Below are 20,376 nucleotides of genomic sequence, written 5' to 3'. Positions count from 1 at the left end.
GGATTCAAGGTGTGGCGACCGCCGCAGCTGATCTGGAGCTCGGAAACAGGGTGATGCGGCCGGCTGACAGCGACTATAGGGAGCGCCGCAGCCGGCAGGCATCGGGAAACCCTCACCACCCTGCCTCAGGCCTTGAGCGAACCCGCCCGCCGAGGCGCGGAACCCTTGGCTTTGGCCTTGCCCTGGCGCCCGCCATTGCATTGCGCGGTGGTACGCCAGCCACTGCTGGTGAACACCTGCTCAACCGACTCGATCAGGTAGAGGCCATCGAGCCCGGCGAGGAAGCCCTGGACATCGATGGCGCGCTCGGCGAACAGGTCGGTGCGCCCGGGCATGTCCAGGCGCACGCTGGCGGTGTCGCGGTTGAAGCTGGCCAGGCGGGCACGGGCGGCCTGTTCCGCCGCCGCACGGTTGGGGTACAGGTGACGGTCGGTGTAAACCGGCTGCAGGCCGTCCGGGGCATCGCCATTGACCAGTTCCACCGCCTGCAGGCGCCCGCTGGCGCTGTCCTGGTGGCGGGTCCTGACGGCCTTGTGGGTGCTCTTGTCGGCCAGGCGGAACTGCCACTGGCTGACCTGGTTACGTGTAATGCCCACCACCTCCAGAGGCTTGCCGCTGGCGCTATGTCCACCCTGGCGCGGCAGCACCAGCAGTTGCCCATTGGCGAGCTTGGCGGTGCAGTCGTGCTGGCGCGCCAGGCGGGTGACGAAGTTGAAGTCCGACTCGCTGTACTGGTCGACCCGCGGCACCTGCACGGCCACCGGGCACACCGCCTGCCAACCGTTGCGGGCGCCGATCTCGGCGACGATGCGCTGCAGCGTCGTATTCTCCCAGCTGCCGCTGCGGATGGTCTTGCCGCTGCCGCGCAGGTCGCTGGCCTTGCCGCGGATCACCAGGGTGTCTGGCGGGCCCGACAGCTCGACCTCATCGACGGTGTAGCGGCCCAGTCGGCTCAAAGGCTGGCCGGCGTAGCCCAGGTGCACCTCCAGCAGCGCGCCCCTGGCCGGCAGCGCCACGTTGCCGTCACGGGCATCGATGCGCAGTTCGAATTCGTCCGACTCGAGGCCAGGTTTATCGGTGGTGCGCAGCAGCAGCAGACGGTCGTTGATCAGGTTGGTGATGTCGTTGCCGTCGGCGGTGATACGGAATTGGGGTTGCACGATTGAGGCTCCGATGTCAGTCCCACAGTTGCAAGGTTTCGCTGGTCGTCATCGGCAGTTCCGGCAACAGGATCCTCACCCCGGCGCGAAACGGCTGCGCCTCGTCCGCCAGCCCCTGGTTGGCATCCAGCACGGCCTCGACCGTGCCGGTCAGGTGGCCGTAATAGTGCTGGCAGAGGGTGTCGAGCAGGTCGCCCTCAGACGTTGTGCAGGTCTTGGCCATAGCTCACGAACTCCAGTGAAAACCCTTGTTTGCGCGGAATGCCGCCGGCCAGCAGGACGCTCTGCTCTTCCTCGATGCTGGTCAGGCACCAGGTGCCGAGCACCTCGCCGTAGCCAGTGGTCAACGACAGCGGCAGCAACTGGCGGCCAATGCTGCGCAGCGTCTGCAACTGGCCGAGGCCACCCTTGAAACCCGGGAAGATCGCCCCGCGAATGCTGATGGTCTCTTCACCCAGGCTCACAGCCTGCTGCGCGGTGTCGCGGCTTAGCCGCTCCTGGCCGGCCCAGCGGAAGCGGGTCTGCCGGCGCAACTGGTCGAAGGCGGCGGTGTCGAGGTTGAAGTAGTACGGCGCTGAACCGGCCTTGAGTGGTTGCATCACCAGCAGGTGGGGGAATGGCTTGACCGCTTCGGCGGCTGGCGTCGCCTCGGGCGCGAAGCCCAGCGTCGACAGCACGCCGTTCACGGTCGAACGCACCTCCCCCACCACCCGGCGGATCGCTGCCCCGGCCTTGGCGGCATGGGCGGCAAAACCGTCGATGCGATCACGCACCTGACGTACCACCGCCACCGCCTGGTCGTACTTGGCCACCACCTTGGCGACCCTGGCCTGGGCATTGCTGATTGCACGCATCGTGCGTTGCAACTTGGCGCCGATGATCGGACCAACCACCGGCAAACCTTCCAGTTCACCCACAGCGCCCTGTATATGGCCGATCGCGTCGTTCATCGGATCGAGCATGGCGTCGGCACGCCGACGCCCTGCCTCTCCCGCCTTGACCAGGGCGTGCAGCGTGGCTTGCAGCTGCTCCAAATAGGTCATGGATCCTCCTTAAAGTGCGATATGTGGGGTGTCGGCCAACTGCGCCGAACGAGCCTGGCGCATCAACTCTTCCAGCTGACGACGGGCGATGGCCTCCAGCTGTTGCAATACGGAAGGGTCATCGAGGCTGTTGCTGAAGGTGACCGGCATGTTGGCGGTGAAGGTGAACTGCTGGTTGATTGGCGCGGGTGGGACCGCTGGCGTTGCCGTCGCTACCGGCGGCGCGGGTAGCGGCGGCTGTGCTGCAGGGCTATCCATTGCCCGTACTGCCTCCCCCAGGCTCGGCTTGGCGGCAGGCTCTTCCTTGCCCGAACCCAGCGCCTTGCCCAGCCAGCCTCCAATGCTTTCACCTCCCATGCTGCCCAGCACGCCACCGATCAGGCCACCGATCGCGGTGCCAATCACCGGTACCACCGAGCCGATGGCAGCACCGGCCGCAGCACCGGCCAAACCGCCTCCCAGGCCACCAGCGGCGGTGCCATAACCCTCGAGTTTCTGCTCGGGCGAGGCATCGCTGTTGTAGGTCTGGGCAAGTTGCAAACCGGTGTCGAGCAAAGCGGCACCTGGGATGCGCCTGAACACTCGCCTTGCCACCGAGGCGCCGGCATTGCCGGCCCCTGCCCTGCCCGCCAGGCCCGTGAGCGCAGTACCGGCGAGTCCGGCCGCGCTGGCTGGCGGGATGTCCGGTACCGCTTCCTGGGCTTCGAAAAAGGCTGCCTCGTCCTCGGCTTCGTCGACCTCTTCTTCCTCCTCCTCTTCCTCCGGCTCCTCGACATCGTCACTGGCTTCAGGCATGCGAGTGGCAGCGGCAGGAATCTTGGCCTTATCGGCAGGAGCATCGTTGGCGGCTGGCTTGTCGGAGAACAAGCCATGGAGCGTCTTGCCAGCCAGGCCGCCAAGACCTTCGCCGATCATCTCGCCGATCTCACCGCCGTACTTCTGGATCTGCTTGTTCCTGGTCACGCCTCCGAGCAGTTCCGCTCCAAGGTTCCCCAGTACGCTCCCGAAAGCAGCCCCCACCGCCTCGGCCTGGTCCTCGCTCTTGTCCTTGAGCATGGCCAGGCCAAGCTTGGTGGCGCCCTTGGCGGCGGCCTTGCCACTGTTCTCCCGCAGACCGCTAGTGATCTCGGGGCGTCGTTCGGGAGATTGCCCTTGGTAGGTCCGCGCGCCCCAGGCGGCAAACGCGGTACCACCCAGCGCACCTGCCGCGATCAATCCGCCCTTCATGATCTCCCGAGCACCATTGGCGGGGCCCTCGGGGGGGAGCTCTTTAGCTGCAGCAGCGCTCTCAAGTGCGGCGCTTCGGGCCTCTCCTGGCGGCGTGGCGGTACCCTCGGGCGCATCGACAGAACGTTGCGCTGAAGCATCAGCCGCAGCCTTGTCCGTGCCTGAGGCATCGTTGGCGGCGGGCGTATCGGAAAACCAGCCGAAAACCGTCTTGCCGATCAACCCACCGACGCCTTCGCCGATCATTTCGCCGATCTCACCGCCGTACTTCTGGATCTGCTTGTTCTTGGTCAGGCCGCCCAGGAGCTCCGCTCCCAGATTGCCGAGTACGCCTCCAAGGGCTGCACCAGCAGCCTCGGCCTTGTCCTCGCCCTTATCCTTGAGCATGGCCAAGCCAAGCTTGGTGACGCCCTTGGCCGCCGCCTTGCCACCGCTCTCCTTCAAGCCCTTGGTGATCTCGCTTCGTCTTTCCGGCGTTCGACTTTGATAATACGAACGTGCTCCCCAGGCAGCGCCAGCGGCGACACCGACAGTACCGGCACCTACCGCTCCAGCCTTGAGCACCGTCAAACCCGCATTCGCCGACTCCAGAGGCACACGCCCCTGCTCCGCACTGCGCGCCTCGGGCGGATCACCCCGGGCCGGCCGTGGCGCGGTGCTCGTCCCCTCCAGCAAGGCCGCCTTGCGCTGCGCCAACGTCGGAACTGCTGATTCCTTGGCGACGGCCGCACTCGAGGCCACCACCACCGAACGCAGTTCCAACGGTTTGCGTCCAAGTGACAGATACAGCCTGCGCAAGCGCTCGACCTCATTCCCCTCATGGCGCAATCGCTCGATCTGCGCCTCATGGGCTCCTGCCTGGTCGTTATCCAGCCGCCTTTCGGCCTGGTCCACCTTGTCCAGTTCGAGCCCCAGGCGGATGACCTCGCCGATCAACCGTCCGAGCCGGGTACCATCCGCTTGCCTGCGCAGGTGCTCGACCTGAATACGCAAGCGCTCGGCGGACCTGCCCAACGTCTGGTTGCTGGTGACGCCGAGGGTGAACACCTGTGTGTTCGCCATAGGTTCCTCCTTGTCACTCCGCCAGCCACCAGACCATGTCGCTGTACGACATGGTCATGATTTCACTGGCGGAAAAGTTCAGCTCCTTGGCCAGCCGCCTGGCGGCGGCCTTCTGCCGGGCAGGGTCAAACCTCGTCGTCCTGCACCAGGCGAAAATAGCCGGTCTGCAGGCGGCTGTAGTCCTTCAGGGCAAGGCCTTCGAGGTCCTTGACGCCGACTTCGGCGAGCGAGGCGAACAGGTTCAGTTCGCGCTGCTCGTCGTCAACTGCGCCGCCAGCTTGGGCGTTGCGGATATCACGCACCGTCGGTGCACGCAGCGACAGGCTGTCGACCTGCACGCCATTGGCTTCGCTGGGGCGCGACAGGCGCACGGTCACACGCTCGGCGTTGACGGTCAGCCATTGCGGCAGTTTCTTCGCTTGAGCCATCGAACGTTCTCCTTAAAGACCCAGGGCGGCGCGCTGGGCGGCCAGTTGGTCGACACCGTCGATCACCCGCTTCATGCCCAGGGCGTCGATTTCGTAGACCAGGCGGCCATCGACTTCGAGCTTGTAGTAGGTGACGGCGACGCTGTGCTTGATCTCGGCCTTGTCGCCGGACTTCCAGTCGCCCATGTCGATCTCTTTCAGCGAACCGCGCAGGGTGACGATGACCGGGTTGATCTTGCCCTTGAGGCCCTTGAAGGCACCGCGGAAGGTGCCGTTGAAGGCGGTGCCATCGGCCAGGCCGAAGAACTTCAGCGACTCGCGGCGCACGCCGGTGGTGGTGAAGGCGGCTTCCTGCTTCTCCATGCCCTGGTCCATCTCGACCGGCATGTCCATGCCGCCGGGGCGGTGCTCTTCCATCTTCAGGGTGAGCTTGGGCAGGGTCAGGCTGGGCACATCGCCCTGGAAGCTGACGCCATCGACGAACAGGTTCAGGTTGGCCAGTGTTTCGGGAATCATTGCCATGTAGGTGCGCTCCTTAAGCGGCGGAATCGAGGACTTCGGTCAGCCACTGGTTGGTGACTTCGACGCGGAAATTGGGGTTTTCGGCAGGCGGTACATCGGTGAAACGGATGTTCCAGTACACCTTGCCCTGCTCCAGTTGGCTGGCGGTGTTCAGCTCCGGATCGGCGAAGACCTCGAAGTTGATGATCGCGCCCTGGTTCTTCAGGTCGCGCATGAAGGCCTGCAGGCCCTCGGTGACGTCCTTGACGTAGGTGGCGGTGATGGAGCGGTCGACGGCCCACTTGTGGCCGTAGAGGATCGCGTCCATGACGATGTCCATGGTCCGCACGCGGGTGACGAAGGCCCATTTCGGGTCGCTCGACAGAGTGCGGTTGCCCCACAGGCGGAAGCCGTCGTCGCGGATGATGGTGGCGATGTTGGCGTTGTTCAGCAGGTTGGCGCGGCAGGTGTCGTCACCATCGAGGAACTCCACGGCGCGGGTGGTGCCGGTGATGCCGACGAACTCCTTGTTCGACGGCGACGCCCAGAAGCCGTACTCGCGGTCGGTGTAGGCGAACAGGCCGGCGACCCAGGCCGAACCCGGCGCGTCGACGGTGGCCTCTGCGGCATTGTCCCAGTAGCGCACGCCCGGGTCGACCAGGAAGGCGCGCTTGGCGCCGAAGTTCTTGGCGTAGGCGATGGCCGCTTCGTCGGTGGTGTTGGGGCCGTCGATGATGGCGATGGCGCGCAGCTTGTCGGCCAGGGCTACCAGGGCGGTACCGACGGATTGGGTGGAGCTGTGCTTGGGAGTGACCAGCAGGCGCGGCTGGGCGTTGAAACGGCTCTTGCCGTCAAGCAGCGCTTGCAGGCCGGTGCGCTTGCCGTCGGCCAGCACGTTGCCGATGATCGCCGAGGTCTGCTCGGCGGCGTCTTCGAGCTTGGCCACACCGCAGGCGACGATAACCGCCTTGGCACGGCTGTAGATGGCGCGGCAGGCCTTGGTGATCGCCGCGTCCTGGCCGAACGCCGCGACCGCTTCGCGCTCGCTGGTGATCAGAATCAGGTCATTGGCCTTGGCGGTGACGCCCGGGCCTTCGGTGAAGGTGTCGACCAAGCCGATGATCGAGGACGACGGCAGCGCGATGCTGCGGGCGCCGGTGTCGACGTTGGTCACGGTGACGCCGTGGAAGAATCCACTCATGTAGGTTTACTCCAGAAAAAAAGAAAGCCCCGCGAGTGCGGGGCCAGGATGGGGGCCGGTCCTGAAAGCATTCAGGACCGGAGTAAAACGAAGTGAAGAAAGCGAAGACATTCAGCCTTGCCGAATACCTGCACCCCCCCTTCAGATCAGCTTCAAACGTCCAGGGTAGGCAGTGCTGCGGGGTCTGACAGTACCCCAGTAGATTGCATTCGTTTCCGTCTGAGTGGCGCCGACGTAATAGATTGCGCCGGTGAAACCATCACCTTTGTCGACCCCGACCTCAGCCAGATTACCGATGCCCTGAACGGCAGGAGCACTGGCATTGTCACCAGTGATTTTTGTCCCCATGCGCCAACTGGCGGCAGTACGGCCAGGATCGACCCCCCGCCCCTCATCGAGCATACGAAGAAACTCGCCGCGAAAATCCGGAATACGGAACGTTGAACTGCCGTCACCACGAGTCCAGGCACCCTCCATGCCAGCACGCTGCGCTTCATCCACAAGCATTCCCGATTGCTGAGCGTGGTCCCATAACCAGGGCCAGTCACCACGCCCCAGCAGCCGAGCGTCGGGCCGCCCCCAGCCTCCTGGGTTGGGCGCTGTCGTGGTTTCAAACGCGATACGTCCCAGCGGCGTGTTATCGAACCGGTCAAGTAGCAACCAGCTACCAGCACCATCACTGCGCAAATGCCAGAAATCACCGCCACCCAGCACCATGCAGAAGGGATAGCCTTCAGGGCGAAGGTGGGTATGGAACTTGATTTTCTCGCCGCTGGCGGCGTAGACCAGCAATACATTGGCGCTATTGTCGACGCGCTGTACCCGCACATCCATGATGCGGTTGGCCTTGGGCAGGGTGATCATGGTCTGGCCTGCCGAGGCATCTACAAGCAGGAAACCTGCCTCATGGACGTCCAGCACTTTGTTGCCACGGATGACCGAGTTGTTGATGCCCTGGACCGAAAGCATATTGCTTTCGATCGAGGCCAAAACGTCACTGCGGCTCATACTGACCTCCTGTCGAGTCCAAGAATGCTGGAGCTTGCGGGCGATGCGCAGAATCCGGGAACAAGTCAGAACCAGGCCAGTCGCGCAAAGACTGTCGATAGCGAAGCAACGCCTCGAACTGCTTCTCCGTTTGAGTCGTGACCAATCCCAGGCTTTGCTCCTCGTTGTATCGGGCGACAAACCACTGGCTGCTGACCATTTGCGAATCGCGCCAGCCGCGCTCGATGCGGGCTAGTTCTTCTCTGTTGGGAGCAGTCCTTTCGATCAGGATCGGCAAGCCGAGGTCATCATGGCTACGGATCTTGTCCAGATCAGGATTGGCAATGACGGCCTCATACAAGGCCTCGGTAATCGGCACTGCATCGTCGGGCATCTGCAAGTGGACACCGCTAAGATAGGTAGACCCCGTCGACTGGCTATAAAAACGCTTCATGCATGCTCCCTGTCAGTAGCCGATAGCAAAGTAGGGACAGGCCGACAGCGTAGGGTTGCCCCAACCGGTCGAGCCTTTGGTGAAAGACCCCTGGTTGAGGGCATTGAGGCCTGTGCTTCTCAAATCCCGGAATTGCCAGTAGGTACGGGTAGTACCATTGGCGGGTGTGTAGTCAGTGGCTGCAACCCAGACGCAGCGATTGGGGAAGGCAACCGGAAAACTGATATCGACAGATTCCGTAGTGTTTGCGCTTGAGCCGTACTGAATGATCAATCCACCAAGCCAGCTGGGGAAAATGATGTATCCGTTCGTGCCAAACGACATGGAAAAGCCCCAACGCAGTTTCTTTGGCGTAACCGCGACACTTTCTACGACACCTGCATTGACCTCTGCCTGGGTGGCAAGCTTGATGGTTCCCAAGTTGCTTTCGGTTGCCTGGCCAGCCAGTGGCGCTAAAGCTGCAACATTGATATTTCCCTGGTTAACCGGCGCATTCCAAGCCTTGATGCACCACATGACCGCCAGGTTGCGCGGGCGGCTCATGCCTAGCATCCATGTACCGCTACCCGGTGTAACTGGCGTCAAGGAGCCCGTGTTGACCACTGTCAAACCATTCCAGGTAGCGTCGGCAACCCCGTCGTAACCGTAATCATTAGCCGTCTGGCCAGCAGATGGCGCCAGGGCGGCAGCACCTTGGCCACTGGCGGGCATGTCCGCAATTGCCAGAGAGCCCTTTTGCCATTTGCCCAGATCCCGACCTGGGTCCACGTCTCGCCCATGATCCCAGCCACGCAGGAACTCGCCTCGCGTATCTGGCAATCGGAAGAAGCCTGCTGGCTCTGCGCCTTTGTTGTACGTGGTGCCTAGGTAGGCCGCCAGGTCCGAGTAGGTCGCCATGCTTTGAAGGCTGCCATCGAGCTCGAGGTAACCGGCTGGTACCTCGGCCTTTGGGAAGGGCAGGATCGCACCGACTGGTGTCGAAGAGCGCAACGCCGTCAGTTCGGCGACGAGGGCCGCGACGTCGATCTGCCCTTGGTTCACTGGCGCATTCCACGCTTTGAGGCACCACATCACAGCAAGGCTACGGGGACGGGTTTCAGTGCCACCCTTGGCCGCAGCTGGAGCGAACACACTAGATACGAGTGTCGCATTAAGTACGGAACTACCTATTGTCCTCGCGGTTGCGCCCAGGTTACCTGTTGCACTCCCAGCGACGTTTGCCTCAAATGGCATCTTTCCAGTGCCGGCGTCAGCCGAGATCACCGCATGCTGGTGATCGAGCAGAGAATCACCGGCCCAGCTACCAACTGCCCTGCCCGGATCGACCCCCCGTCCATGATCCCAGCCACGCAGGAACTCACCGCGGGTATCCGGTAAACGGAAGAACCCTTCCGGCTCGTTGCCTTTATTGAAAGCCCCGCCCAGGTACGCCGCCAAGTCCGGATAAACCGACGCACTCTGGGTGCTGCCATCGACTTCGAGGAAACCGGCTGGCACCGAGCCCCTCGGGAACGGCAGCATGGCGCCCACCGGTAACGCCGACGCCGTGTTCAACAGCGCCTGAGTCTCGGCCTTGGTGTAGCTGTTCGCGGCCTGGAACGAGCTAAAGGCCAGGATTTCCACGGCCTCGCCCAGGCTGCTGGGTGTCTTGAAGGTGATCTTCTGGCCGTCGGACAGGTAGTCGGTAACCTCGCGACCATTGCGCAGCACGATGGTGCTGCCGATGGTGTGCGCCAGGCTGAAGACGGTCTGGCCAACCGACGCCTCGAACGAGAAACGCTCGAACGCCTTGTTGGCACCGACGCCACCGCCAAGCTGGAAGTAGCTGCCGTCGTAGTTCAGGTCATACAGAGCGCCGGCACGGATATCGCCGCCCACCAGGTCGACCAGGCCAGTATTGCCGGACTTCTTCACTGCCACGGCGGTCAGCCCGTTGATACGTGCCGTCACGGCGCCGGTGTTGGTGGCACTGGCCTGGAACTGAAAGCGCTGACCAGCGGCGTAGGCCGCCAGGGCCGACTCGCCGCTCTTAAGCTTCAGCGTCAGGGCATCGGCGGTACCGGTGGCGACACCGAGCCAGGCCAGTGGCCCCACGTCCTTGGCCACGTCTGCACGGCGCAGGTACTGCGGGTGCGGGTCGGCCGTCTCCAGGTGCGCCTTGAGCTGGTTGCGCGCATACAACTCTGCCGCTTCGCGGGCTTTGTCGACGTAATCGCGAGTGGCCAGAACGATACTCGGGTCGATCTTGAGCGTCACATTGGCGAGGTTGCCGAACACCACATGCATGCGGATGGTCTGGGTACGTCCGGAGCCTTGCGCCAACAGTGGTTTGTAGCTGGGGGCCGGCTTGGCCACGGCAATGAAGTTGCCGTTGGCGTCTTCAAGCGCCAGCTCGCGGATCCACCAGCCGCCGGTTTCCGGTGGCAGAACCAGTTCGGCCACCAGCACTCCAGGGTCGGCGGGCGATTGATACAGGGCATTGAGTTGTGCCCGATAGACCTGGCGCACCAGCGCGGTCTGGGTTGGTTTGGGCGTTGGGTCGGGGGTCTGCGAAGGCTCGCCGCCAGCATCACCGATCAACATGTGGGTGATGTTCCAGGGCAGCCCCAGCACGGCGGTGTTGGCCTGTTGGGCGATGCCCACGTTGGTCAGGAACCCACCGAATTGGGTGGTTGAGTTAGCCATTGAGGTAGATGTCCAGTATGTCCGAGGTGTGGTCGTTCACCAGGTTGTAAGCGCCCAGGTGTATGTCGATGTCCGATGCCTGCCAGGGAAGTACCTCCAGCAGTTCACCGTCGTAGAGCGCGACGGCCTGATAGGCGGGGATGTGGCTTTCGAGGCTGATGTCGAGCCCGACCAGGTGCCGGCTGACCGGCTTGGCGTCCTCGATCAATCGGGTCAGCTCTTGGTAGGTCTGTTCGTCGATACCGCTGTCCGCCACCCCGACCTTCAGCGCAAAGGTCCCCGGTACTCCGGCCGGCTGGGTCTGCCACCATTCCTGCACCTCGATCAGGTAGCCGAACGGTTCGACCACCCGCCGCAGGGCGCCGAGGGTGCCCTTGTGGGCGTGGACGAAGAACGCCGAGCGGATCACCGAGCGCTTGATCGCCTCGCTCCAGCTGTCGTCCCAGCGGTCCACCGACCAGGCCCAGGCCAGCTGGTAGAGCAGGTGCGCCGGGCAGGTGTCGGGGTTGTAGAGGGTGCGCAAGGCGGCCTTGAGGTCTTCGTCGGCGGCCACCTCGATGGCCCGCTCCAGTGGCGTGCGGTTGAGCGGCAGAAGACTCTGCATGTCAGCCACCCCGCCGCAGTTCGATTTCCGTACACCAGGCGGCCTGGGCCTTGCTCGGGCGGATATCGCTCCAACCGACCAGCTCGACGCGGCTCACGCCGTCGATATGCAGTTGCGCGTCGATCCCCGAACGGGCGACCTCGACGCCCAGGCGTCGGCGCGGGTTGACCCAAGCCTGGAGACGGCGCCGACACTCGGTGAGGATCGCCTCGAACTCCGGGCCGTTGTCGGCCATGTGCAGCACCGCCTCGACGCGGTACGGCAACACCTCGGCGCTGCGCACGTTGACCCGGTCGGCGACCGGGCGGATATCGTCGTCGTTGAGGTAGGCCTTGACCTGGGCCAGCAGCTCGGGGCTGGCCACGCCATCGTTGTCCAGGCTCAGCACGGTGACGTCCACCACGGCCGGCGACGGGCTTTCGGCGGTCGCGTCGGCGACGCGCCCCGAAGCGTTGCGGGCATGCAGGATGTAGCTGTTGCGCGGGCCGGCGGTGGTCAGGCCTTCGTAGACCAGCTGCACCCGTTCGCGCAGGGCGTCGTCGGATTCGAGCATGGCCTCGGTCGGAGGGATCGTGCTCGGGTTCGCGACCTGGATCACCAGGCGCTGCAGGTTGACGTTGGCCGCCAGTTGGTCGAGGTCGCTGCCTTGGGCGTAGGCCAGCAGCAGCGCCTTGGCCGCGTCGTTGATGCGCGCTCGGTTGAGCAGCTTGCGGTAGGCGCCCACTTCGAGCAGCTTGGTCACCGGGTCGCTTTCCAGGCTGGCGGTCCAGCCTTCACCCATCTGGGTGCGGAAGCTAGTCAGGTCTTCCTGGTAGAGCACCTCGAAATCAAGGTCTTCGAGCAGTTGCGGCGCGGGTAGTTTCGACAGGTCGACTTGGCTCATACGGTCACCTCCACCAGGGCGTCATCCCCTAGGTAACGACCGCTCAAGGCCAGACTGACCTGGCCATCAAGTACGGCGACGACCTTGACCCGCTCCAGCTTCAGCCGCGGTTCCCAACGCCCCAGGGCCCTGGCCACCTCGGCCTGCACCGCACTCTTCCAGCCTTCGTTGACCGGCAGGTCGACGTAGCGGCGCAGCTGGCTGCCGTACTCCGGGCGCATGCGCCGGCTGCCCAGCGGCGTGGTGAGGATGTCTTCGATGGATTGACGCAGGTGGGTCACGCCCGACAGGGGCTGGCCGGTGCGGCGGTCCATGCCGATCATGGGGCACCTCCTGGGATTGAGGCTCCAGGTAGCCTGTTCGGATAGCGCATGGTTATCACCTGGCAGAAAGGAATGGGTTGCCCGGCCAGGCCGGGCAGCCGCTTCAGGACACGAAGTCGTACGTCAGGGCGATGGCCGCCGTGGCATTGTTGGCGACGGTCCACAGGCCGTAGCCTGCCGGGATGAACAGCGGATAAGGCAGGGTGTACTGCGAATCGATGCCGCCATTGATCCCGCCCATGATGGCGTGGACGCTCATGTCGCCGATGTAGGCCGGCGCCTTCGGGCCGGTGTACAGGTTGAGGATGCCGCCACCGGTGCACAGCGTGGCGGTGCGCAGGTACACGCCATCCTTGTTGTCCGCGGCGCTGAAGACCTGGCTGACGGCGGTTGGGTGGGCGTTGAAGAAATGCTTGCCGACTTTTACTGCTTCCATGTTGCTTTACCTTTTGAGTCGAAATGATGGGGCGCGGCAGACGCCGCGTTCATGTCGCTCAATGGCGATCTTGCTGGGCTCCAGGCCTTTGTTCAGTGCTTGTGATTGGCGGTGTTGCCGGCCGTATCGATGATCCGGCTACCGCCATTGATATCGCCGCTGACCGTCAGCGGGCCGTTGATGGAGACGTTGCCGGAGAGGGTGATCGACGCGGCTTCGAGGGTGATGAGGTTGTCGCTGACCACCAGGGTGCTGGCGCCGACCTTGACCGTGGCCTGGCCGCTGGGCAGCTGGATGTCATAGCGTTTGGCCTGCCAGTCGTAAGCCAGCGAGCCACCGTCGTCGAAGCGCCAGACCTCGACATGGTCGCGGTTGTCCGGCGCCGTGCCGGCATTGCCGTATAACCCCGGGACGAAGGTGCCCAGTGCCGGTTCGCCGCTGGGGCTGATCAGCACGCCCTGCTCGTCCAGGCTCGGTACCCGCCAGTGGCGGGCCTTGCCGGCAGCCTGGGCATGCCAGCGCACCCAGGCGCTGGTCCAGCCGCCGTCGTCGGACACCCGCACCCGGACGGCGGCCAGGTCGACCGCGACCACCCGACAGGGGATCACCAGGCTGGCCAGCATGCGATCGTGCATGGCGCTGGCGTAGCTCATGCCAGGTCCTCCGGTGACAGGTACTTGTCCTGGTTGCCGGGCCCGGTGTCCGGGGCAAAGCCCAGCATCAGGCTGCCCGCCGGCTGGTCGGGCCAAGGCCACTGGACAGTGCCTAACAGGACAGGTTGATCCCATTGCACCCGCCAGGTGGTGCCCTCGGCTTCGGCGAGGATGTCCCGTGCGCCCTCGACGTAATCGAGCCCCCAGGATTGCTGGCGCAGCACATCGATCAGCTGCGCCGCCAGCACACCGGCCTGCGTCCGTGCCTGCGCGGGGGTGCCCTGGGCGGTGACGCGGGCCTCGAAGGTCGTCATCAGCAATGAGCGACCATCACGCAGCGCCTCGTCGCCACGCATACGCAACACACCATGGACCAAGGCCGGCAGTGCCGGCTCGGTAATGTCGTCGCCCTCCGTGGCGACTGTGGCGAAGGCCGGCAACGCCGCCCGCAGGGTGGAGGTGACGGCCACGTACAACTGGGCCAGTTCGCTCATGCGTGTGCTCCTTGAACGCTCGGTTCGGCTAAGGCCGGGCCCGCAAAGGCCCGGCGCCCGACTCAGAAGTGCCAGGTCCAGATGTCGATCGGCTTCTGGTCAGGGTTGATCTTGCGGATATGGCGATAGGTCGGCTGGAAGCCGAAGCGCGCCCACACCGGTTTCTCGTCGAGGATGGCGATGCTGCCGTTGGCCTGCAGGCGCAGCACCGCGCTGGCATGGCCGCCGGTGTGCGAATGCCACAGCACCGCGTTGCCAGTGCCGTAGATCACCAGGTTGCCGTCACCCTGGAACACTGCGCGCACGGCGCCCTTGCCTTGAGTGCCGGCGTTCCAGGTGGGCGCGCCGTTCGGGCCATAGGCCACGAGATTGCCGTCGCCCTGGAACACCAGCTTGCTGGTGCCCGCGCCATACACCACGCCCTGAACCAGCTCGGAGCCAGGCGCCAGCAGCAGCGAGTCCACCGCGCCAGGCACCAGCGGGATAGCCGATGTGCCGTTCCACAGCGCCAGGGAGTCGACCAGCACGATGTTGCCGTCGTCCTGCAGTACCAGGTGGGTGCGATTCCACTGGTCTTTGCTGGTGAAAGTGCTGTTGTCGGTCAGCCAAACCCGGCGCCGCGAGTAGTCGTCTAGGAAGGCGCCGTACTGCACGTAGAAGGCCAGCGGGGCCTTCTTGTTGCGCAAGGGGATGGTCGAGCTGAAAGGTTGCTGTTCATTGGCGACCCAGACGGTGGCGCCGTTGTCCTGGATCACCAGGTTGCCATCGCCCTGCAGCAGCAGCTTGAAGCGCTGGTTGGGCGACAGCAGGTACTGGCCCGCCGACAGGGTCTGGTAAGCGGGCAGCACCGAAGTGCCGACGCCGTTGAAAGGAATGCGGGTACGACCTGCCATGTGTTTCTCCTACTGAATCGATTGAAGGGGAGCCGGGCTCTGCGGCCCGTCCTGATCGCTCGTCGGCACGTTGTCGAGGCCCGTGGCCTTCATGTGGTTCAAGGTCGCGCACCGCGAACACTTGATCTGGACCAACGCCGACCCGCCGATGCGGGCCAGCAAGCGGTTGCATTTACCGCAGCGAAATTCGTTGAACATCCGCCTCTCTTCCTTGTTGCCACGTTCATTCTTCGTCCTGGTGCGCCACTGTGGACTGCTCGCCCAAACCCAGCCGCCGCGCGGCCCAGCGCTCATAAAGGCCGATGGCCACGTCAGCGCCGGCCATGGCGGTAAGGCAGCCAAAGGCGCTGGCACTCCAGATCGACATGCCGCTGGCGTACAGCAGCATGACCGTCGACACCCCGCAGACCATGCAGGCCCCGGAGCGCAGCGCCAGCCGCCTGAGCAGCCCCCAGCCACGGGCGCCGGCCTTGTCGGCGCGCCACATCTCGCCGGAAAGTCCGCCCAGCAATGCCAGGAGGATCACCAGCCAGAGCGGCATCTCCAGCAACGTCTGTTGCTCGTTCGTCACGTTCCTGTCTCCTGCGTGTTGCCCGCCAGCGACAGACCGGCGGATCGTGATTGGCTTGACTCGGCATTCCAAAAAGCCCGCCTTGCAGGCTTTTCAGTAATGCGCGGTGTAACCGCCGGCCACGACTGGTGACGCCGTGCGGTTGCGCTTCAAATTGGTGACTCCGACCGCGGCCGCCTGCCCGCCGGATAACTGATCGTGGTGCTTTACGCTGCACACCCGGGCCAGTTGCCAACCCTCTGAACAGTCGAGGCCTGTTCATCGCTGCCTGCTTCTCAACCGGTTTCGTCCGGCTTGGGATACATTTTATGCATTCATGCATATGCAGTCAATGCACAAATTCAAATTTTTATGCATCAGCCTTTGCTCTTATGCATGGAGGCCTGATCTGACGTGGGTGTAGGGGGTTTCTGAAGGCGAAAAAAAACCCGCCAAGGCGGGTTTTTATCGAGGGCTGGGGATCAACGGGCGTACATGCCCCACCAGAAAACGTGACCGAGGAGGCTGATCTGTTCTTCCTGCATCTGCTGGAAGCTGTAGTCCTCGTCGGGGTGCTCGTCACGGTTGAAGCTGCGCAGGCGAATGCCGGTAGGCAGGCGGTACACCTGTTTCACCCGCAGCTGGCCATTGTGGTTGATGGCATAAAGGTCACCGTCGATGATATCGCCGATGGTGCTTTTACCGGTGTTGACCCCGACCGTGGCGCCATCGCGCAATACCGGCAGCATGCTGTTGCCACGCACCGTCACGCACTTGGCGTTGTCGAACTGCACGCCATTGTGACGCAGGCTGCGTTTGCCGAAGCGCAAGCGAGCGTTCTCGCTTTCCTCGATGACGAATCTTCCTGATCCTGCTGCCAACTCGACCTCACGAAGAAAAGGAACGGATACCTCGTCGTCCTCGACGGGGGTTTCATCGTCCCACAGGCTGATATCGCTCAGGGCCGCGTGGCCCTGGGCGAGCGGGGCCGCGTCACGGGACTCGCCCAATTCGACACGGCCGCGCAACTGGTCGGTGCTCACGCCGAAGTACTCGGCGATCTTCGAGACGTGCTTGTCCGAAGGATCGACGATCTTCTCGCTGAGAATCCGCGACAGGGTAGATTGAGGTACACCCGTGCGCCGATGCAGCTCTGTGGGGGACAGGCCGTGGCGGGCGAGCAGTTCTCTGAGTACGGAGGCTACGTTGCGTTTTTGCATAATGCGCATAATGCAACCGTAACAGCGCAAATGCAATGGCCAGGCAAGCGGAAAACAAAGGTTGCCCCTCCCCCGGGCCATCGCTATCGTCGCGATTTCTCACCATGGATCGGAAAACGGCATGGACCTTTCGCCGCGACGCCGCTGGCCCACCTACCTGCTTGTCGGGCTGATCATTGCGTTGATGGGAGCCCTGAACATCCAGGATTGGCCGTCCTTTGAACGGCCACGACGGGTCTTTAGCCGAGGCTTTGTGATGTTCTGCGTGCTGGTGGTGATCATGGAACTGATCCTCCTCAACCAGTTCTTTGGCCACCCGGGCTGAGGCCAACGCCTGACAGCCCGCGCAGATTTGCCCCACCCATCCAACCTGCGCCCACCGAAAAAAGCCTGTACCATTGACGGTTTCGAAATTTGCCACCAGACCACCCGCTGTAAGGCCCTGAATGTCTGATCTCTCCGCACACACCCCGATGATGCAGCAGTACTGGAAGCTGAAAAACCAGCACCCGGACCAGCTGATGTTCTACCGCATGGGCGACTTCTACGAGATCTTCTACGAAGATGCGAAGAAAGCCGCGAAACTGCTGGATATCACCCTGACCGCCCGCGGGCAGTCGGCGGGCCAGTCGATTCCCATGTGCGGGATTCCGTTCCACTCGCTCGAAGGCTACCTGGCCAAGCTGGTCAAGCTCGGCGAGTCGGTGGTGATCTGCGAGCAGATCGGCGACCCGGCTACCAGCAAGGGCCCGGTGGAGCGCCAGGTGGTGCGCATCATCACCCCGGGCACGATCAGCGATGAGGCGCTGCTCGACGAGCGTCGCGACAACCTGATTGCCGCCTTGCTCGGCGATGAGCGGCTGTTCGGCCTGGCGGTACTGGACATCACCAGCGGCAATTTCACCGTGCAGGAGATCAAGGGCTGGGAGAACCTGCTGGCCGAGCTCGAGCGCATCAACCCGGTGGAGTTGCTGATCCCAGACGACTGGCCGCAGGGCCTGCCGGCCGAAAAGCGCCGTGGCGCACGGCGCCGCGCTCCATGGGACTTCGACCGTGATTCGGCACGCAAGAGCCTTTGCCAGCAGTTCGCCACCCAGGACCTCAAGGGCTTTGGCTGCGACAAGCTGACCCTGGCCATCGGCGCCGCCGGCTGCCTGCTGAGCTATGCCAAGGAAACCCAACGCACCGCCCTGCCCCACCTGCGCAGCCTGCGCCACGAGCGCCTTGACGATACCGTCATCCTCGATGCCGCCAGCCGCCGCAACCTGGAGCTGGACATCAACCTGGCCGGTGGTCGCGACAACACCCTGCAATCGGTGATCGACCGCTGCCAGACAGCCATGGCCAGTCGCCTGCTGACCCGTTGGCTGAACCGTCCGTTGCGCGACCTGAAGGTGCTCAAGGCGCGCCAGGACTCGATCCGCTGCCTACTCGACGGCTACCGCTTCGAAAAGCTGCAGCCGCAGCTCAAGGAAATCGGCGACATCGAGCGGATCCTTGCGCGTATCGGCCTGCGCAACGCCCGTCCGCGTGACCTGGCACGCCTGCGCGACGCCCTCGGCGCCCTGCCCGAGCTGCAGAACGCCATGGCCGAGCTGGAGGCGCCGCACCTGGCGCGCCTGGCCGCGATCACCGGCACCTACCCGGAACTGGCCGGCCTGCTGGAGCGGGCGATCATCGACAACCCGCCGGCGGTGATCCGCGACGGTGGCGTGCTCAAGACCGGCTACGACAGCGAACTGGACGAACTGCTGTCGATCAGCGAGAACGCCGGCCAGTTCCTCATCGACCTGGAAGCCCGCGAGAAGGCCCGCACGGGCCTGGCCAACCTCAAGGTCGGCTATAACCGCGTGCATGGCTATTTCATCGAGCTGCCGACCAAGCAGGCCGAGCAGGCACCCGCCGACTACATCCGTCGGCAGACGCTCAAGGGCGCCGAACGTTTCATCACCCCCGAGCTGAAAACGTTCGAGGACAAGGCGCTGTCGGCCAAGAGCCGTGCCCTGGCCCGCGAGAAGATGCTCTACGATGCCTTGCTCGAAACCCTGATCGGGCACCTGGCGCCACTGCAGGACAGCGCCGCGGCGCTGGCCGAACTGGATGTGCTGAGCAACCTGGGCGAACGCGCCCTGAGCCTCGACCTGAACTGCCCAAGCTTCGTCGATGAGCCGTGCCTGCGCATCGAGCAGGGCCGCCACCCGGTGGTCGAGCAGGTGCTGACCACGCCGTTCGTGGCCAACGACCTGAGCCTGGACGACAGCACGCGCATGCTGATCATCACCGGCCCGAACATGGGCGGTAAGTCCACCTACATGCGCCAGACCGCGCTGATCGTGCTGCTGGCGCACATCGGCAGCTTCGTCCCGGCAGCCACCTGCGAGCTGTCGCCGGTGGACCGTATCTTCACCCGTATCGGCTCCAGCGACGACCTGGCCGGCGGGCGCTCGACCTTCATGGTCGAGATGAGCGAAACCGCCAACATCCTGCACAACGCCACCGACCGCAGCCTGGTGCTGATGGACGAAGTCGGCCGCGGCACCAGCACCTTCGACGGCCTGTCGCTGGCCTGGGCCGCCGCCGAGCGCCTGGCCCAGTTGCGCGCCTACACATTGTTCGCCACCCACTACTTCGAACTGACCGTGTTGCCGGACAGCGAGCCGCTGGTGGCCAACGTGCACCTGAATGCCACCGAGCACAATGAACGTATCGTGTTCCTGCACCATGTGCTGCCAGGCCCCGCGAGCCAGAGCTACGGCCTGGCCGTGGCGCAACTGGCGGGCGTGCCGGCGGCGGTGATCCAGCGTGCCCGCGAACATCTGGGCAGGCTGGAGACCACCAGCCTGCCCCACGAAGCGCCGATTGCAACGCCGCGCGACAATACGCCCCACGTGCCGCACCAGAGCGACCTGTTCGCCAGCCTGCCACACCCGGCCATCGAGAAGCTGGGCAAGCTGGAGCTGGACGACATGACGCCGCGCCAAGCTATCGAAATGCTATATCAACTGAAAAACCTGTTATAACGGCCCACCGCGCAAGCTGGTAGAATCCGGCGCGGTTTGCGAAGGCTGCAGGTTATTAGCCTGGTCTGCAGCCAGCACCGTGAACCGCGCTGCCCTGGAAGGAAGGGCAAGCTGCCGTCGCCTGAGGAGAGAATTAGAAATGACCTTCGTCGTCACCGACAACTGCATCAAATGCAAGTACACCGACTGCGTGGAAGTCTGTCCGGTGGACTGCTTCTACGAAGGCCCGAACTTCCTGGTGATTCACCCGGACGAATGCATCGACTGTGCGCTGTGCGAGCCTGAGTGCCCGGCCCAGGCGATTTTCTCGGAAGACGAAGTGCCGTCCGGCATGGAGAACTTCATCGAGCTGAACGCCGAGCTGGCCGAGATCTGGCCGAACATCACCGAGAAGAAAGACGCCCTGGCGGACGCCGAAGAGTGGGATGGCAAGCCTGGCAAGATTGCCGATCTGGAGCGCTGACAGCGCCCAGGTACGAAAAAGGCCCGCGAGGGCCTTTTTTCATTTTCAGCAGACAAAAAAAGGGGCGGTTTGACCCGCCCACATTTTTT

At 63.9% G+C, this 20,376-nt stretch carries 23 protein-coding genes; 3 read left to right on the top strand and 20 right to left on the bottom strand.

Annotation, left to right across the window (positions count from 1 at the left end; all coding sequences use genetic code 11):
* Positions 1 to 125 precede the first annotated feature (125 nt).
* From KHO27_RS02265 to KHO27_RS02170, 20 genes are all read right to left on the bottom strand, one after another.
* Positions 126 to 1,160, bottom strand: coding sequence for a phage late control D family protein (locus KHO27_RS02265; protein WP_214501117.1), 1,035 nt, complete (start codon positions 1,158 to 1,160; stop codon positions 126 to 128).
* Between the two features lie 16 nt (positions 1,161 to 1,176).
* Complete coding sequence (locus KHO27_RS02260) at positions 1,177 to 1,383, bottom strand: tail protein X (RefSeq protein WP_102681658.1); 207 nt, start codon at positions 1,381 to 1,383, stop codon at positions 1,177 to 1,179.
* Complete coding sequence (locus KHO27_RS02255) at positions 1,358 to 2,203, bottom strand: phage tail protein (protein ID WP_102681657.1); 846 nt, start codon at positions 2,201 to 2,203, stop codon at positions 1,358 to 1,360. Before KHO27_RS02255 ends, KHO27_RS02260 begins: the two co-directional genes overlap by 26 nt.
* Positions 2,204 to 2,212: 9 nt before the next feature.
* The gene (locus tag KHO27_RS02250) at positions 2,213 to 4,492 is read right to left on the bottom strand and encodes a hypothetical protein (protein WP_111531764.1); all 2,280 of its coding nucleotides are present in this window, start codon (positions 4,490 to 4,492) and stop codon (positions 2,213 to 2,215) included.
* A 125-nt stretch (positions 4,493 to 4,617) separates the two neighbouring features.
* Positions 4,618 to 4,920: a phage tail assembly protein gene (locus tag KHO27_RS02245; RefSeq protein WP_046856793.1), complete on the bottom strand. Its 303-nt coding sequence runs from the start codon at positions 4,918 to 4,920 to the stop codon at positions 4,618 to 4,620.
* A gap of 12 nt (positions 4,921 to 4,932) precedes the next feature.
* Positions 4,933 to 5,442, bottom strand: coding sequence for a phage major tail tube protein (locus KHO27_RS02240; protein ID WP_023628885.1), 510 nt, complete (start codon positions 5,440 to 5,442; stop codon positions 4,933 to 4,935).
* A 13-nt stretch (positions 5,443 to 5,455) separates the two neighbouring features.
* Positions 5,456 to 6,622 carry a phage tail sheath subtilisin-like domain-containing protein gene (locus KHO27_RS02235; protein WP_214501116.1) on the bottom strand — a complete coding sequence of 389 codons (1,167 nt, stop codon included), beginning with the start codon at positions 6,620 to 6,622 and terminating at the stop codon, positions 5,456 to 5,458.
* Between the two features lie 141 nt (positions 6,623 to 6,763).
* Positions 6,764 to 7,630: a phage tail protein gene (locus KHO27_RS02230; RefSeq protein WP_214501115.1), complete on the bottom strand. Its 867-nt coding sequence runs from the start codon at positions 7,628 to 7,630 to the stop codon at positions 6,764 to 6,766.
* On the bottom strand, positions 7,617 to 8,063 hold the full coding sequence (locus KHO27_RS02225; protein WP_214501114.1) for a tail fiber assembly protein: 447 nt from the start codon (positions 8,061 to 8,063) through the stop codon (positions 7,617 to 7,619). Before KHO27_RS02225 ends, KHO27_RS02230 begins: the two co-directional genes overlap by 14 nt.
* Positions 8,064 to 8,075: 12 nt before the next feature.
* Positions 8,076 to 10,748 (bottom strand): phage tail protein, encoded by a 2,673-nt coding sequence (locus KHO27_RS02220; protein ID WP_214501113.1) that lies wholly within the window; start codon positions 10,746 to 10,748, stop codon positions 8,076 to 8,078.
* A complete protein-coding gene (locus tag KHO27_RS02215; protein WP_111531759.1) occupies positions 10,741 to 11,352 on the bottom strand; it encodes a phage tail protein I in 612 nt (203 codons plus the stop codon). Before KHO27_RS02215 ends, KHO27_RS02220 begins: the two co-directional genes overlap by 8 nt.
* 1 nt (position 11,353) lies before the next feature.
* Positions 11,354 to 12,235 carry a baseplate assembly protein gene (locus KHO27_RS02210; RefSeq protein WP_111531758.1) on the bottom strand — a complete coding sequence of 294 codons (882 nt, stop codon included), beginning with the start codon at positions 12,233 to 12,235 and terminating at the stop codon, positions 11,354 to 11,356.
* Entirely contained in the window at positions 12,232 to 12,558 is a 327-nt protein-coding gene (locus tag KHO27_RS02205) for a GPW/gp25 family protein (protein ID WP_111531757.1), read from the bottom strand. The genes KHO27_RS02210 and KHO27_RS02205 overlap by 4 nt, the downstream gene beginning before the upstream one ends.
* Positions 12,559 to 12,661: 103 nt before the next feature.
* The gene (locus tag KHO27_RS02200; RefSeq protein WP_110738424.1) at positions 12,662 to 12,994 is read right to left on the bottom strand and encodes a hypothetical protein; all 333 of its coding nucleotides are present in this window, start codon (positions 12,992 to 12,994) and stop codon (positions 12,662 to 12,664) included.
* Positions 12,995 to 13,086: 92 nt separating this feature from the next.
* Positions 13,087 to 13,647 carry a phage baseplate assembly protein V gene (locus tag KHO27_RS02195; RefSeq protein ID WP_214501112.1) on the bottom strand — a complete coding sequence of 187 codons (561 nt, stop codon included), beginning with the start codon at positions 13,645 to 13,647 and terminating at the stop codon, positions 13,087 to 13,089.
* Entirely contained in the window at positions 13,644 to 14,141 is a 498-nt protein-coding gene (locus KHO27_RS02190; RefSeq protein WP_110697796.1) for a hypothetical protein, read from the bottom strand. Before KHO27_RS02190 ends, KHO27_RS02195 begins: the two co-directional genes overlap by 4 nt.
* Before the next feature lie 62 nt (positions 14,142 to 14,203).
* On the bottom strand, positions 14,204 to 15,034 hold the full coding sequence (locus tag KHO27_RS02185; protein ID WP_110697794.1) for a putidacin L1 family lectin-like bacteriocin: 831 nt from the start codon (positions 15,032 to 15,034) through the stop codon (positions 14,204 to 14,206).
* 9 nt (positions 15,035 to 15,043) lie between these two features.
* Complete coding sequence (locus KHO27_RS02180; RefSeq protein WP_110697792.1) at positions 15,044 to 15,232, bottom strand: Com family DNA-binding transcriptional regulator; 189 nt, start codon at positions 15,230 to 15,232, stop codon at positions 15,044 to 15,046.
* Between the two features lie 25 nt (positions 15,233 to 15,257).
* Complete coding sequence (locus KHO27_RS02175) at positions 15,258 to 15,605, bottom strand: phage holin family protein (protein WP_110697790.1); 348 nt, start codon at positions 15,603 to 15,605, stop codon at positions 15,258 to 15,260.
* A gap of 461 nt (positions 15,606 to 16,066) precedes the next feature.
* Positions 16,067 to 16,813, bottom strand: a complete 747-nt coding sequence (locus KHO27_RS02170; protein WP_082337656.1) for a LexA family transcriptional regulator — start codon at positions 16,811 to 16,813, stop codon at positions 16,067 to 16,069.
* Positions 16,814 to 16,925: 112 nt separating this feature from the next.
* Here KHO27_RS02170 and KHO27_RS02165 point away from each other — a divergent pair, with 112 nt between their 5' ends.
* The 3 genes from KHO27_RS02165 (at position 16,926) to fdxA (ending at position 20,287) form a co-directional block, all read left to right on the top strand.
* Complete coding sequence (locus tag KHO27_RS02165; protein ID WP_110697788.1) at positions 16,926 to 17,129, top strand: hypothetical protein; 204 nt, start codon at positions 16,926 to 16,928, stop codon at positions 17,127 to 17,129.
* A 121-nt stretch (positions 17,130 to 17,250) separates the two neighbouring features.
* Entirely contained in the window at positions 17,251 to 19,824 is a 2,574-nt protein-coding gene (gene mutS / locus KHO27_RS02160; protein WP_214501111.1) for a DNA mismatch repair protein MutS, read from the top strand.
* 139 nt (positions 19,825 to 19,963) lie between these two features.
* Complete coding sequence (gene fdxA / locus KHO27_RS02155; RefSeq protein WP_023629582.1) at positions 19,964 to 20,287, top strand: ferredoxin FdxA; 324 nt, start codon at positions 19,964 to 19,966, stop codon at positions 20,285 to 20,287.
* The last annotated feature ends 89 nt before the right edge of the window (positions 20,288 to 20,376 follow it).

The organism is Pseudomonas sp. RC3H12, assembly GCF_018596375.1.
GTDB lineage: Bacteria > Pseudomonadota > Gammaproteobacteria > Pseudomonadales > Pseudomonadaceae > Aquipseudomonas.
Note: the sequence above shows the minus strand (reverse complement) of the source record. Positions and strands in the feature narration are given on the sequence as shown.

Coding starts and splice junctions, on each gene's coding strand:
- KHO27_RS02210 (WP_111531758.1), bottom strand. CDS start 12,235: ATGAGCCAAGTCGACCTGTCGAAACTACCCGCGCCGCAACTGCTCGAA.
- KHO27_RS02165 (WP_110697788.1), top strand. CDS start 16,926: ATGGACCTTTCGCCGCGACGCCGCTGGCCCACCTACCTGCTTGTCGGG.
- KHO27_RS02255 (WP_102681657.1), bottom strand. CDS start 2,203: ATGACCTATTTGGAGCAGCTGCAAGCCACGCTGCACGCCCTGGTCAAG.
- KHO27_RS02245 (WP_046856793.1), bottom strand. CDS start 4,920: ATGGCTCAAGCGAAGAAACTGCCGCAATGGCTGACCGTCAACGCCGAG.
- KHO27_RS02240 (WP_023628885.1), bottom strand. CDS start 5,442: ATGGCAATGATTCCCGAAACACTGGCCAACCTGAACCTGTTCGTCGAT.
- KHO27_RS02220 (WP_214501113.1), bottom strand. CDS start 10,748: ATGGCTAACTCAACCACCCAATTCGGTGGGTTCCTGACCAACGTGGGC.
- KHO27_RS02200 (WP_110738424.1), bottom strand. CDS start 12,994: ATGGAAGCAGTAAAAGTCGGCAAGCATTTCTTCAACGCCCACCCAACC.
- KHO27_RS02235 (WP_214501116.1), bottom strand. CDS start 6,622: ATGAGTGGATTCTTCCACGGCGTCACCGTGACCAACGTCGACACCGGC.
- KHO27_RS02190 (WP_110697796.1), bottom strand. CDS start 14,141: ATGAGCGAACTGGCCCAGTTGTACGTGGCCGTCACCTCCACCCTGCGG.
- KHO27_RS02195 (WP_214501112.1), bottom strand. CDS start 13,647: ATGAGCTACGCCAGCGCCATGCACGATCGCATGCTGGCCAGCCTGGTG.
- KHO27_RS02250 (WP_111531764.1), bottom strand. CDS start 4,492: ATGGCGAACACACAGGTGTTCACCCTCGGCGTCACCAGCAACCAGACG.
- KHO27_RS02260 (WP_102681658.1), bottom strand. CDS start 1,383: ATGGCCAAGACCTGCACAACGTCTGAGGGCGACCTGCTCGACACCCTC.
- KHO27_RS02230 (WP_214501115.1), bottom strand. CDS start 7,630: ATGAGCCGCAGTGACGTTTTGGCCTCGATCGAAAGCAATATGCTTTCG.
- KHO27_RS02180 (WP_110697792.1), bottom strand. CDS start 15,232: ATGTTCAACGAATTTCGCTGCGGTAAATGCAACCGCTTGCTGGCCCGC.
- KHO27_RS02215 (WP_111531759.1), bottom strand. CDS start 11,352: ATGCAGAGTCTTCTGCCGCTCAACCGCACGCCACTGGAGCGGGCCATC.
- KHO27_RS02205 (WP_111531757.1), bottom strand. CDS start 12,558: ATGATCGGCATGGACCGCCGCACCGGCCAGCCCCTGTCGGGCGTGACC.
- KHO27_RS02170 (WP_082337656.1), bottom strand. CDS start 16,813: ATGCGCATTATGCAAAAACGCAACGTAGCCTCCGTACTCAGAGAACTG.
- mutS (WP_214501111.1), top strand. CDS start 17,251: ATGTCTGATCTCTCCGCACACACCCCGATGATGCAGCAGTACTGGAAG.
- fdxA (WP_023629582.1), top strand. CDS start 19,964: ATGACCTTCGTCGTCACCGACAACTGCATCAAATGCAAGTACACCGAC.
- KHO27_RS02225 (WP_214501114.1), bottom strand. CDS start 8,063: ATGAAGCGTTTTTATAGCCAGTCGACGGGGTCTACCTATCTTAGCGGT.
- KHO27_RS02185 (WP_110697794.1), bottom strand. CDS start 15,034: ATGGCAGGTCGTACCCGCATTCCTTTCAACGGCGTCGGCACTTCGGTG.